General features: G+C 46.8%; 11 protein-coding genes. 7 read left to right on the top strand and 4 right to left on the bottom strand.

The features are described 5' to 3' along the window. Nucleotides 1-36: 36 nt before the first annotated feature. From HQ865_RS03835 to HQ865_RS03825, 3 genes are all read right to left on the bottom strand, one after another. Nucleotides 37-213, bottom strand: coding sequence for a hypothetical protein (locus tag HQ865_RS03835; protein ID WP_173413619.1), 177 nt, complete (start codon nt 211-213; stop codon nt 37-39). 356 nt (nt 214-569) lie between these two features. Continuing rightward, entirely contained in the window at nt 570-2,012 is a 1,443-nt protein-coding gene (locus tag HQ865_RS03830; protein WP_173413618.1) for a RagB/SusD family nutrient uptake outer membrane protein, read from the bottom strand. A 13-nt stretch (nt 2,013-2,025) separates the two neighbouring features. Next, entirely contained in the window at nt 2,026-5,046 is a 3,021-nt protein-coding gene (locus HQ865_RS03825; RefSeq protein ID WP_173413617.1) for a SusC/RagA family TonB-linked outer membrane protein, read from the bottom strand. A 734-nt stretch (nt 5,047-5,780) separates the two neighbouring features. Between HQ865_RS03825 and HQ865_RS03820 the strand changes: the two genes are divergently transcribed. From HQ865_RS03820 to HQ865_RS03795, 6 genes are all read left to right on the top strand, one after another. Beyond that, a complete protein-coding gene (locus tag HQ865_RS03820; RefSeq protein ID WP_173413616.1) occupies nt 5,781-6,119 on the top strand; it encodes an ArsR/SmtB family transcription factor in 339 nt (112 codons plus the stop codon). 4 nt (nt 6,120-6,123) lie between these two features. Next, complete coding sequence (locus HQ865_RS03815) at nt 6,124-6,843, top strand: DNA alkylation repair protein (RefSeq protein WP_173413615.1); 720 nt, start codon at nt 6,124-6,126, stop codon at nt 6,841-6,843. 31 nt (nt 6,844-6,874) lie between these two features. After that, nucleotides 6,875-7,276, top strand: a complete 402-nt coding sequence (locus HQ865_RS03810; RefSeq protein ID WP_173413614.1) for a VOC family protein — start codon at nt 6,875-6,877, stop codon at nt 7,274-7,276. 111 nt (nt 7,277-7,387) lie between these two features. Next, nucleotides 7,388-7,879: an SRPBCC family protein gene (locus HQ865_RS03805; RefSeq protein WP_173413613.1), complete on the top strand. Its 492-nt coding sequence runs from the start codon at nt 7,388-7,390 to the stop codon at nt 7,877-7,879. Nucleotides 7,880-8,115: 236 nt separating this feature from the next. Further along, on the top strand, nt 8,116-8,487 hold the full coding sequence (locus tag HQ865_RS03800) for a BlaI/MecI/CopY family transcriptional regulator (RefSeq protein ID WP_173413612.1): 372 nt from the start codon (nt 8,116-8,118) through the stop codon (nt 8,485-8,487). Next, nucleotides 8,484-9,992 carry a M56 family metallopeptidase gene (locus HQ865_RS03795; protein ID WP_173413611.1) on the top strand — a complete coding sequence of 503 codons (1,509 nt, stop codon included), beginning with the start codon at nt 8,484-8,486 and terminating at the stop codon, nt 9,990-9,992. The genes HQ865_RS03800 and HQ865_RS03795 overlap by 4 nt, the downstream gene beginning before the upstream one ends. 180 nt (nt 9,993-10,172) lie before the next feature. Here the strand turns inward: HQ865_RS03795 and HQ865_RS03790 are convergent, their stop codons facing one another. Then, nucleotides 10,173-10,406: a hypothetical protein gene (locus tag HQ865_RS03790; RefSeq protein WP_173413610.1), complete on the bottom strand. Its 234-nt coding sequence runs from the start codon at nt 10,404-10,406 to the stop codon at nt 10,173-10,175. Between the two features lie 200 nt (nt 10,407-10,606). Here HQ865_RS03790 and HQ865_RS03785 point away from each other — a divergent pair, with 200 nt between their 5' ends. Continuing rightward, nucleotides 10,607-12,631 carry an alpha/beta hydrolase domain-containing protein gene (locus HQ865_RS03785; protein WP_173413609.1) on the top strand — a complete coding sequence of 675 codons (2,025 nt, stop codon included), beginning with the start codon at nt 10,607-10,609 and terminating at the stop codon, nt 12,629-12,631. Nucleotides 12,632-12,702 lie beyond the last annotated feature (71 nt).

The raw sequence follows: 12,702 nt of genomic DNA, 5'->3' as shown, positions 1-12,702 counted from the left end.
GCCCCCGTGTCTTTTACTAAAAACTTGTGGGAGCGTTTAAACAGCCCGGCAAGTACGCCAGTTTTTAGCTTTGGTATTTTTAGCCGATGGATTACACTTTTTCTGGTGGTAATTTTTATCGGCTTTCGAAAAAACATCGTTACTATTTTTGCAAACATTCACTCCGTGGATGATCATGCTGCCGGCTATGGCCATTAATATTGCTGGTTTCATGGTGATGATGGTGTTTTTGACTGTACGTTTCACCTTAATAGACGTAGCCTAAAGAAAAACGTTACATGCAAAAATCAACAAGGTGATTTTCGCACATTTTTGGATTTCTCATTTTTATCAATATATTAGCGAAAGAAAAAGCCACCCACCTCGCGTGACTGGCCTTTTTAATTAACTATTATTAACTGACCAAATATTAAAATGAAGAAACATTCGGTTGCTGTAAAAGTAACTGTTGTGTTTTTTTGCCTATAGGTGAAAATCACCCTGTTTAAGGTGTTTTAAGCACATTTTTATCTAACAAAAACGGCCCTTACAATATTGTAAGGGCCGTTTTTGTTAGATACCGGGTACTATTAATAACCGGTGTTTTGAGTCATAGCCGGGTTAGCGTCTATTTCGCCCTGTGGTATAGGGAATATACGTTTATTGCTGGTAATATCAAGCGTGCGCACAGTAGTGGCAGTGCTGGTTTGCGCCGGGCGGTTAACCGGCAGGTTAAGCCTGGTTAAATCAAAATAGCGCAAGCCTTCAAAGGCCAGTTCCTTGCGGCGCTCGTTAATAATATCGTTAATTAACGTAGCCCCGGTAGATGCATAAGCCACCAGCGACGGGTCGCGGCGTTGCGCCAGTTGGTTAAGGTATAGCAAAGCGTTCACCTCGTTACCGGTACGGGCGTAAGCCTCGGCCAGGGTAAGCAATACTTCCGAGTAGCGGATCACCTTTACATCGTCCTTATCGCCGGCAATGGTTACGTTTTGATATTTGTTAACCACAATTACCGCCCCGCGTTTAGAACTACTGGTCAGGAACAGGCTTTTACGCACGTCTGTTGCCGAAAAGCTGTTATAAAAATCAAGGTAAGCCAATGCGTCGCCATAACCTGCCTGATTGTAGAAATAATCTAAACCAGTATTACCGTTATTGTTAGCGGTGTTAAGGCCAAGTTCAAAAATGGTTTCCTGTTTATTGGTTAACGGGGTTGGGGTAGCCCAATAAGAAGCGTAAGTAGCCGAGGTAGCCAGGGTATAACCACCATTGTTAACAACCAGCAGGGCAGCATCACGGGCATTGGCATAATCGCCTTTGTACAGGTAAGCGCGTGCTTCTATAGCCTTGGCCGCATATTTAGAGATATACTCTGAATTGGTTGGATGTAATAGTGTAGGTGTTGTAGTCGGCATTATTGCATACGCGCTATCCAAATCGCTGATGATTTTAGCATAAACCTGTGCTGTTGTACTACGGACTGGTTTGACAAACGGACCGGTAATATTGGTTGGCGCGGTTACCAAAGGCACACCGATGGCAGCCGGATCAACCGTAAACGGTTTGGCGTAAAAATTTACCAGGGTAAGATAACTCAGAGCGCGCACAGCATAAGCCTCGCCTTTCAGTTGGTTAACGTTGTTGCTGTTTGGCAATGTGTTTGCCGCGTAAATAATGCGATTGGCCTGCAATATGGTGTAATACCCCTGCGCCCATATGTTAGCCGGTTCGGCAGTGCCTGCTATGTAGGTATAAGCCATTTCCGGCAAATAACGGCCCGAGTTATTGCTGGATATATAAGTATTATCTGCCAGTTCATCACCCAGGAAGGGGACATCCCTGCCGTAAAAAAGCGTAGAACGCATTGCGGCATACATACCGTTAACGGCATCGGTAAGGTCACTTTCGGTCTTTATCGCATCGGCTACTGGAACGGCGGTAGGCGGCTTTTCGTCCAAAAATTCTTTTTTGCACGACGCCAGCATAGTGGCGGCGGCAAATAATATGTATAATGATCTTTTAATTTTCATGTTCTTCAAAATTTTATAAACCTACATTTAAGCCAATAGTGAACGTTTTACCCTGTAATACATCCAGGTTGTTAGTACCATTTATACCCTGCTCCGGATCAAATGGCAAACGTTTATCATAAGTTTTGGTCCACAGGTTGGTACCGCGGCCATATAGGTAAAGTTTGCTGATACCTAATTTTTTAAGGGCGTCGATGTTTTTGAAATCATAACCGATAACCAGGTTTTTCAGCCTGATATAATCGCCATAATAAAGTTCCCTTGATGAGAAGCTGGACGAGTTACCGCTAATGCCGCCCGAGAAATCAAATTTAGGCACATCGGTTATCTGGCCAGGTGTGGTCCAGCGGTGCTGATAAATATACTGATATTTATTGCTCAGGGCAAACGTACCATCGTTCAGGTAATAACCCCAACTTGAGTCATTCACCATGTTTCCGAAGTTATAATACAAATCGGCACTAAGAGTTATACCCTTAAAACTAAACGTATTACTAAAGCCGCCAAATACTTTTGGATCGGCCTGGTAAGCGTTAACACGGGTAGCAGCGGAATATGTACTGGTAGTAGCTGTACGTGTACCATCGGTATACCATAAAGCATCACCTGTTGTCGGGTTAACACCTGCATACAGACGCACGTAATAGGTTTGAAAATCCATGCCCTCTTTATATTGGAACGGACCGTTTACACCTGGCGCATGGTTAACTAACGATGTTACGCGGTTTTGGTTAAGCGCTACGTTAAAACTGGTATTCCAGTTAAAATCGTCCGATTTAATTATCCAGCCTTTAACAGTAGCTTCCACACCCTTGTTTACCATAGCACCTATATTTTGCGTAATACTGGCAAAACCCGTGGTACGCGATATTGGCGCGGCTTGTATCAGTCTGTCGATATTGTTGCTGTAGTAATCAACGCTAAAACTCAATCTGTCATGCAAAAACCCAAAATCGGCACCGATGTCCAGTTTCTTCTGCGCTTCCCACGTAAGGTCCGGGTTGCCCACAGTACTGTAATTCTGGCCGTTTTTTCCAACATAGTTAGCTCCGTAACCCGCGGTAGCACGGGCCTGGTAATTACCTATGCCCTGCGCATTACCTACTGTACCATACGATCCACGCAATTTGGCCGAAGATAAAACGTGTTGTATATTAAAGAATTTTTCCTGGTCGATATTCCATGCACCCCCTACACTATAAAAATTACCAAACTGCTTGGTAATACCAAACAACGATGATCCGTCCCGGCGGAAAGTAGCAGTAAGCGAGTACCTGTTTTTATATGTGAAACCGCCTAAGCTGTAAAACGAATCGAACGAGTAGTTACCAAAAGTGCCACGGCCAGCGATAGGTGTTGCCGCATTGGCCGAAGCGGTAAGCAGTGGTTGGGTAGCCGGAAACCCGTTAGATTGCGCGGTGATATTATAGCTTTGTGAACGCTGGGCCTCGTAACCTGCTGTTATATTAAATCGCAAATCGTCTATGATATCTGTACGGTATTCAAACTGGTTACGCGTAAGCCAGTTAAAAAATCGGGTATAATAATCAAAACCCTGGCCCTGGTTTGCCTGACCATCACCCATAATAGGGTTGTTGAACAGTTGCTCTTCCAGCACGTTATAATCGATGCTACCAAAGCTGGTAAATTTCAGTTTGTCAAGGATGTTCCATTTCAGTGTTAATCCTTCCAGGATACGGTTTTGCGATGAGTAGTGCTTATCGTTAGCCGCGTTAAATACCGCGTTATACTGGCTGGTGAAGTTATTGCTGCCCGAAGTGCTCGAGTTTATGGTACCATCATCGTTATAAGCTAACTGGAATGGCAGCAGGAACCAGATACTGCTGGTAGGGTTGGCAAAAGCGCCACCATTTACAGGCGTATACTGGTTAATGTTGCTGAAATTCAGGTTATTGCTCAGCGATATTTTTTTGCTGATGGTGTGGTCGATATTAAACTGACCAGTAAACCTTTGCAGGCTCGAATAGATAATAGTAGCATCCTGCTTAAAATACCCTGCCGAAGCAAATACACGGGTAGCATCGGTACCACCGTTAATAGAAACGTTGTACTGTTGTTGCTTACCTTTACGGGTTACCAGTTGATACCAGTCGTTACTACGCCCGTTCAGGCCATAAGCCTGCGCGTCGGCCGCTACATCGGCGGGAGTAGAGCCAGAGTTGGCATCACCTTCCATAAACAGTTCGCGGAACTGAGCGGCAGTTAGTGGTTTACCTGCGTCGGGTATCGGCATCACGTTGGTTACACCCACCTCGCTATCAAACCTTACCTGTGTTTTGCCTGCCTTACCGCGTTTGGTATTGATCACAATTACACCGTTGGCGCCGCGCGAACCGTAAATAGCGGTTTCCGAAGCGTCTTTCAGTACAGTAATATTATCGATATCATCCTCGTTAATACCTGCCAGCACGTTGGTAGATGTGGTTAAGCGCGAAAGGTCGCCCGCGTTAATGATCATACCATCAATTACGTACAGCGGGTTCGAGCCGGCGCCAATTGAACCAACACCACGCAAGCGCACCTGCACGTTGGCACCCGGCTGACCGCTGTTTGAGGTAACGTTTAAACCCGGCACCTGGCCTTGTAGTGCCTGGAGTGGCGATGAAAAAGGCTTGTTCTCATTCTCAACCCCCTGTACAACGGTTGATGAACCCGTGCGAAATTTTTTAGATTGAGTGGTATAGCCGTCGGTTACCACAACTTCGTTCAGCAACTTATTGTTAGTGATCAGTTTTACGGCAGGGAAATTACCGGCGCGCACTGCCACACTTTGCTCGTTATAGCCAATAAAGCTAAAAACAAGGGTTTGCCCGTTGCTTGCCGAAATGCTGAAATTGCCATCACCATCGGTTAAAACCCCTTTGGTGGTCCCCTTAATTTTTACGGATACACCGGGCAAAGGCTGACTATCGTCGGCACTTAACACCCTACCCGTAATTTTTCTCTCCTGGGCAAATGCGTTGGTCATCAACGCGAAGCCCAGTAATAAAATAAAAAGTAATCTTTGTTTCATGTGTTAGTTTGTGTTTGTAAATAAGTGTTCGTAGTAAATAAATTACACGCTGATCATCAGCCGTTTAAATAAACTATGGCGGATTGCGGTGTAGCTGAGGCAGAAGCATAATAAAGCAGTTAATAAAATTTAATTCCCGGCCTTTGAGTGGCCTTTTCTTGTGATTTGTAATATTAGTGAGACAATTGAGGCAGGCGTGTGCGATTATCACCCACGGATATGCGGCAATCACCATTTTGCCCATTCCTGCATATTTTAAGGGGATTTGGGGAGTGATGCGGGGCTTTCAATAATTCCCTCCCCTGGGAGGGGCGTGGCTGGCTGCGCGGTGGATGGGAGGGGTTTAGCCAGGATGTGATCCTGAACAAAACTCCCCTCCCCCTCCCAATGGGCTATCGTGTGGACACCTCTTTTATATAAGTACAATTTGTCATTTCGAACCCTTGGAGGGGAATAGTAGGGCAAGGGTGAGAAATCTTGTACGTGCGACAAGTATGTTGTATAATTTCTCCTCACGCAGCCGCACGAGCCATTCCCATGTTCGTCGAAATGGCAAGCTGTTAAAAGATGTGTACACACGATAGCCCCCTGGGGGGACCGCACAACCCCGCCCCTTTCTCCTGCACTCGTGCCCCCACTGCCCTTAGCATTAAAATTATTTCGAAATAAATTTGCGTAAGTAATTACTTACATATTATATTTGTGTAAGCAAATGCTTACATATTGAAATTAAAATGAGAAGAGACGTTTTCCAGGCTATAGCCGACCCAACCCGCAGAGAGATCATCAACCTGGTGGCATACAACCCGCTAAACCTGAATGCCATTGCCGATAATTTTGATGTGAGCCGCCCCGCCATATCACAGCATATCAAAATATTAACGGAATGCGGGCTGATCAGCGTTAAAAAACAAGGCCGCGAACGCTATTGCGAGATCCAGCTTGAACCGCTAAACGAGGTAGCGATATGGATCGAGCGCTTCCGCAAGATGTGGGAAGACCGTTTCAGCGTTATTGATGATATGCTGAACGAAATGCAAGCGCAGCAAAACGATAATAAGGAAATAAAATAAACCGATGGAAACGTTATTAACCGCGCAGCAATTCATTAAAACGCTTAAAACCTTGAGCACCCTGGCCGAACAGGCTAAAATTCAGCGCTATTTTAAAACCGGCGATGGTCAATACGGCGCGGGCGATGAGTTTATTGGTGTACCTATGGGACAGGTATTTAATCTTGCCAAACAATATCTTGATATATCCCTTACCGAATTGGAAACATTGCTGGAGAGCCCCATCCACGAGGCCCGGGCGGGTGCTGTAAGCATAATGGATAAAATAGCCCGCGACAAAAAAACAAGCCCCCAAAGGCTGGAAGCTATCTATAATTTATATATGCGCCGCCATGACCGCATTAACAACTGGGACCTGGTTGACCTGGGCTGCCTGTATATGACGGGGCGACACCTGCACGATAAACCACATGATGTGTTATATACCATGGCTTTATCACCAAATTTATGGGAGCGCCGTACAGCAATATTGAGTACTTGTTATTTTATACGACAGGGGGATACGCACGATGTGTTTAAAATAGCCCGGCTCTTATTAACCGATACCGAAGACCTGGTGCATAAAGCCACCGGATGGATGCTTCGTTTTGCCGGCGATAAAAATATGCCCGCGTTACTGGATTTTTTAGACCACCATGCGGTCGGCATGCCCCGGGTATTACTGCGCAACGCTATTGAAAAATTAGAGGTGGAACAGCGCGCACATTATTTGAAGCTTAAATAACAGAAAGACATAATAATTAACACCAATCAACATGACCAAAGAACTGTGGATCAATCTTCCGGTTAAGAACCTGAAGCAATCAATTGAATTTTTTACCGCTATCGGCTTCAGCTTTAAAACCGATAGCCCGGGTTATACCGATACCATGGCGCCCATGATCGTCGGCAGTAAAGGCATTGTAGTAATGCTTTTCCAGGAGGATGTATTTAAAAACACCTGTATGAATGCCGTGGCCGATACCGCTAAAGGCACCGAGGTATTATTCTCGTTCGATGCGGAAAACCGCGAAGAGGTGGACGCGACCGCCACCAAAGTTGAAGCCGCAGGCGGTACCATTTTCGCCCAGCCTGCATCGGTACAAGGTTGGATGTACGGCTTCGCTTTTGCCGATCTGGACGGACATCGCTGGAATATGTTGCATATGAGTATGTAGGGAGACCTCACCCCAACCCCTCTCCAAAGGAGAGTGGCTTTAAAATAAAGCTTCTGACGTCCTCTCCTTCGGAGAGAATTTAGGAGAGGTAACAATTAAAACTAAAACCCAATGGCATCAAATAACAAAACCATCATCACTGCCGAGCCGGGCCGGCAGGAACTATTCATCGTTCGCGAATTTGAAGCGCCGCGCGAACTGGTATTTAAGGCATTCGCCACGCCGGCATTGATACAAAAATGGCTTGGTCCGCGCGATGTAAAGATCACGCTTGACTATTATAAGGTAGAAACCAACGGCGCGTACCGGTACACCGGCGAAAGCTGCGGTATGAGTTTCGGTTTCCGTGGCGTTATTCACGAAGTAACGGCTCCGGAGCGCATCATCCAAACCTTTGAATTTGAGGGCCTGCCCGAAAAAGGCCATGTATCTATGGAAACAGCCCGCTTTGAGGCACTTCCCAACAACCGCACAAGGGTCATCATCCAATCCATCTTCCAGTCGGTAGCCGACAGGGACGGCCTGGTGCAATCGGGCATGGAGCGCGGTGTCATCGATTCGCATGAGCGGCTTGATGAATTGTTTGAGGCTGGGTTGGAGTAGATTTTCCATCCCGTCCCCTTAACCCCCACTTTACGTCATTCAGAGCGATAGCGCAGAATCTATTCATTCCATCATACTGAGTGCGGGCGAAGCATCCCAAACTGTGCAGATCAACTCTGCTAATCGGGGATACTTTGCCCGGGCTCAGCATGACATATTTTTAAATTATTTTCTAAAAATTTGCATATCTCAAAAACTACTCTACATTTGTAGAATAAACTCTAACATTGTAGAATATGCAGCTCACCAAAACCGAAGAACAATTGATGGAGATCATCTGGACACGCGAAAAAGCGTTCCTGAAGGATATCATCGACAGTTACCCTGAGCCAAAGCCGGCCGGCACTACCATCGCCACGCTGCTGAAGCGCATGCAGGACAAAAACTTTGTGGCTTACGAAACCTTCGGTAACTCGCGGCAGTACTACCCGCTGGTGAAGAAATCGGCATACTTTTCAAAGGAAGTTGGCGGCATCGTCAAAAACTTTTTCGATAACTCGGCACTACAGTTCGCGTCGTTCTTCACATCATCCAGCAACATGACCCCGGCCGAGCTGGAAGACCTGAAAAAGATCATCGACAAGGAAATAGAAAGGAGGAAGGAATGATGGCGCTTATCAACTTCATCTTATGCTCAGGCCTGCTATTACTGGCTTACCGGGTGTTTTTACAAAACGAGCGGATGTACCGATTCAACCGCTTTTATCTGTTGTTCAGCTTACTGTTCTCAGCTGCGGTGCCTTTTATTACGATAACCACCCATCCCCAATCGTTACCGGTAAGTTACCAGCATGCGGTGGAGCGGGTATTTACATCATCGCAAACTACCGCTACTTCATCGCCCTTGGCACAACATCCGCAGATATTACCCGATGTTGATCCCAACCCTGTTATCACTGCAATCAGCATAATACTTGCGGTTTATGCTTTTGTAACCCTGGTATTACTGGGCCGCTTTATGATCAATCTTTATCGCATCAATCGCAGCATCACCCAAAATCAGCGGATTGAACTGGACGATACGCAACTGGTATTAACCGATGCCAGCGTTATACCCCACAGTTTTTTAAACTACGTATTTGTAAACCGCGATGATTATCCCGACGGCCTGGAGCCACAGATCATTTGCCATGAGCAAGCCCATGTGCGCCAGCGCCACTCGCTGGACGTGCTGCTGGTGGAGATGATGCAGGTACTGTGCTGGTTTAACCCATTCATTCCATTCTATCGCCGGGCCATACAACTTAACCACGAATTTTTAGCCGATGAAGCGGTGATCAGTCAATCCATCTACGATACCATCGATTATCAATACCTGCTGCTGGCTAAGGCCAGCCAGGCCAACAGCATACACCTTGCCAGCCAGTTTAATTATCAAACCACCAAAAAACGTCTAACCATGATGACCAAAAACACCACCTTTGCCAAGGCTATTGGCAAGCAACTACTAATGCTACCCGTTGCCGCATTGGCTGTATTACTGTTCAGCGAAAAAACCGCTGCTACTGTACTGCCTAAAATTTTCCCGACATTAAAGACTGTTGAAGCCCTTACAGCTAAAGTTGATACGCCTAAAGTTGACTTTGTCCGCTTCGCTATACCAAAAGCCATGCGTACAAAGTATTCGGCTACCGACGCGTCTGAAAAAGTGATGAGCGAGTACACGGCTATTCTAAAAAAATATGATATACCGGATGGCAATGGCAAAACCACAGATATATCGGCAACTGATAAAGCCCAATTACACGCGCTGTTCATCCAGATGAGCGTAAAGCAGCAAAACAGGCAGCAATTTCGCTTTACCAAAGCCTTTAAACCTGTTGCCAAAAACACTATAACTACTGAACAGCTAAGCGAATGGCAGCAAGACCCTAAAAAGTTTGGCGTATGGGTAAACGATAAACGCGTTAAAAACGCCGATCTGGCCAACTATAAAGCCGACGATTTCGACAACCTGATGTTCAGTCGCTTAACGCCTGTCGCTATAAAAAACGACGGCTTCCGTTTCCAGGTTAACCTGATGACCAAACCATATTATGCCGAATATTACAAAAAAACCATGGCCAACCAGGAAGACCGCATGGATTACTGGCATATTCAGCGCCGAAAATAAGATCTGTTAAATAATATAATTTGAGAAACGGGCATACGGGAGGCGGGTGCCCGTTTTTTTATTTACTACGATACGTCATTCTGAGAGATAGCGAAGGATCCCCAATAAGCAGAGCGGAATTGCATAGCCGGGGATGTTTCGCTATCGCTCAAACATGACGAGGTGTGTTTGTGATAGCACTTACTTCCCCTGGAACGATTGCCTGAACGCCACCAAAACCTTTAGGTAAACCTCGCGGTCGACTCCGAAAGCGGCAGGATGCTCGGGTTTAACGGGCTTGCCATTTTTATAACGCATAGGGAACAGCGCGATGAAATCACGTATGCTGATCTCGTACCTCAGCCAGGGGTCTGCGCGGTGTATTTCTTCCAGCCGCATTTCGAACAGTGATACGCTTAAAGGGTCGATATTCATTTCGCGTCAAAAATATAAATTAGGGCTGATGGTTGCTAATCATTTATAACCGTAGAGACACGAAGTATCGTGTCTCCCGTATCCAATTAATAAAAGAGACACGAAGTATCGTGTCTCTACGGGTTAACGTAACACCCTTGCTATGCGCTTGCTAATCAAATAATCCTTTTTTAACTTACAGGGAATTATTTGCCATCGCCATGAACGCTCGTCGGTTAAAATACATCCTGCCTGTTATTATCATTATCCTATCTATATGGCAGGCCGATGCCGGCATCATCAGGATCAGCATTACCAGTCGCGCACCGGCATTTAACGGCAAGGAGTTTGGCAAAGTTGGCGCTTATGAAAAGCTCACCGGCAAAGCCTACGGCGAGGTTGACCCTACCCTGCCGCAGAACGCTAAAATAACCGATATCCAATTAGCCCCGCGCAATGCCCGGGGGATGGTAGAGTACAGCACCGATATCTACATCCTGAAACCCATTGACCTAAGCAAAGGCAACCATAAGCTTTTTGCCGAATTGCCTAACCGTGGCGGCAAGCCGTTCGGCGCGTTCAATAAAAGCAAGGGCGGTAACGATCCCGGCGCTTCTGATCAGCCCGATGACGCCTTTTTAATGAGCATGGGCTATACCATCGTTTGGTGTGGCTGGGATGTCTCGGCAGCTACAGGCAATAATAATATCTGTATCAGCGTGCCGGTGGCGGTTAATAAGGATGGCTCGGCTATCACCGGCCTGTCGTACGAGTATATTTCGGTTGATAACGATAAAACCCAGAGTTACAAACTGGCCTACCCTGCCGCCAATTTAAATAAACAAAGCGCTACCCTCACCTGCCGGGCATTATTAAACGACACGCCTCAACCGGTTAACGATTGGGAATTTACCAACGAAAACACCATCCGGTTATTACCCGCGGGTACACCATTTAAAGCCAGCTATATTTACGATTTTGTTTATATCGTTAAAAATCCCAAGGTTGCCGGCTTAGGTTTAGCCGCTACACGCGATGTAATCTCGTTCCTGCGCCATGCCAGGGCCGATGCATCTGGCACTGCCAACCCCTTAGCCGGCGACGTAAGATATACCTACAGCTTTGCTATATCGCAACCGGCGCGTTATATGAACGATTTTCAAACCCTGGGTTTTAACGAGGATGAGCAGGGCCGCCGCGTGTTCGACGGCATTGAAAACTGGCTGGGTGGTGGCAGCGGCGTAGGCATCAATTATCGCTTTGCGCAACCGGGCCGTACCGAACGTAACCGGCAAAACCATTTATATCCCGAGGGCATCTTCCCATTCGCCTACCCGGTGTTAACCGATAAACTGAGCGGCAAGACCGGCGGTCGTATTGCAGGTTATACCAACCCGGCCAATAAGCCAAAGGTGCTGGAGATCAATTCAGCAAACGAGTATTGGGTAAAGGCGGCTTCGCTGCTGCATACCGATCTGCAGGGTAACGACTTGCCCGATCCGGATAATGTCCGCTTTTACCTTGTATCGGGCATGCAGCACGGTAGCGGTAACGGCAACAGCAAGGGCGATGCTCAGCAACTACAAAACCCTACCCGCCCCGAACCTTTGCTTAGGGCCTTGTTTATTGCGCTTGATGAATGGGTGACTAAAGGTATGCCACCACCTGCCAGCAGTGTCCCCCGTCGTGCTAATGGCACAGCCGCCATGGCTAAGGCAAACCCGGGCTATCAAACGGGTGCCGTATCAAAAACCGAACTGGGTTGGCCCGATATCCCCGGTGTTACTTATACCGGGCTGATCACCACCCGTTATTGCCTTGATTTTGGCCCGCAGTTTAAGCAGGGGATCATCAGCCAATATGCTTTGGGAAAGATCAACGCGCCGGTTTATCAAAATTTTGTATCCAGGGTTGATGCCGATGGTAATGAGGTGGCCGGTATCCGCCTGCCACCGGTGGCAGCACCAATTGCCACTTTAACGGGCTGGGGTTTGCGCCGCGAGGGTTTCGGGTTGAATGATGGCGCCGAATCATCCGGGCAAATGATCCCGTTCCGCAAAACCAAAGCCGAGCGGTTGGCTGCCAATGATCCGCGCTTATCCTTAGAAGAACGTTATGGTACGCACGCCAAATATGTGGAGGCTGTAACTAAAGTAGCTAAAGATTTGCAGGCCAAACGCTTGCTGCTTCCCGAAGATGTGGCGAACTATATCCTGGAAGCGGAGGAGAGCGAGGTGTTGAAGTAGCTTAATAACAATATGTCATGCTGAACTTGTTTCAGCACCCCATCACACAGGTCGTTTAAGCAAAACTTAAC

It is taken from the genome of Mucilaginibacter mali, assembly GCF_013283875.1.
GTDB lineage: Bacteria > Bacteroidota > Bacteroidia > Sphingobacteriales > Sphingobacteriaceae > Mucilaginibacter > Mucilaginibacter mali.
The sequence above is the reverse complement of the archived record's forward strand: the minus strand, read 5'-3'. Positions and strand labels throughout refer to the sequence as shown.

Excerpts from the sequence above, each read along its gene's own strand:
- HQ865_RS03810 (WP_173413614.1), top strand. The coding sequence starts at position 6,875 with ATGACCAAAGAACTGTGGATCAATCTTCCGGTTAAGAACCTGAAGCAA.
- HQ865_RS03830 (WP_173413618.1), bottom strand. The coding sequence starts at position 2,012 with ATGAAAATTAAAAGATCATTATACATATTATTTGCCGCCGCCACTATG.
- HQ865_RS03800 (WP_173413612.1), top strand. The coding sequence starts at position 8,116 with ATGCAGCTCACCAAAACCGAAGAACAATTGATGGAGATCATCTGGACA.
- HQ865_RS03815 (WP_173413615.1), top strand. The coding sequence starts at position 6,124 with ATGGAAACGTTATTAACCGCGCAGCAATTCATTAAAACGCTTAAAACC.
- HQ865_RS03790 (WP_173413610.1), bottom strand. The coding sequence starts at position 10,406 with ATGAATATCGACCCTTTAAGCGTATCACTGTTCGAAATGCGGCTGGAA.
- HQ865_RS03820 (WP_173413616.1), top strand. The coding sequence starts at position 5,781 with ATGAGAAGAGACGTTTTCCAGGCTATAGCCGACCCAACCCGCAGAGAG.
- HQ865_RS03785 (WP_173413609.1), top strand. The coding sequence starts at position 10,607 with ATGAACGCTCGTCGGTTAAAATACATCCTGCCTGTTATTATCATTATC.
- HQ865_RS03805 (WP_173413613.1), top strand. The coding sequence starts at position 7,388 with ATGGCATCAAATAACAAAACCATCATCACTGCCGAGCCGGGCCGGCAG.
- HQ865_RS03825 (WP_173413617.1), bottom strand. The coding sequence starts at position 5,046 with ATGAAACAAAGATTACTTTTTATTTTATTACTGGGCTTCGCGTTGATG.
- HQ865_RS03795 (WP_173413611.1), top strand. The coding sequence starts at position 8,484 with ATGATGGCGCTTATCAACTTCATCTTATGCTCAGGCCTGCTATTACTG.
- HQ865_RS03835 (WP_173413619.1), bottom strand. The coding sequence starts at position 213 with ATGAAACCAGCAATATTAATGGCCATAGCCGGCAGCATGATCATCCAC.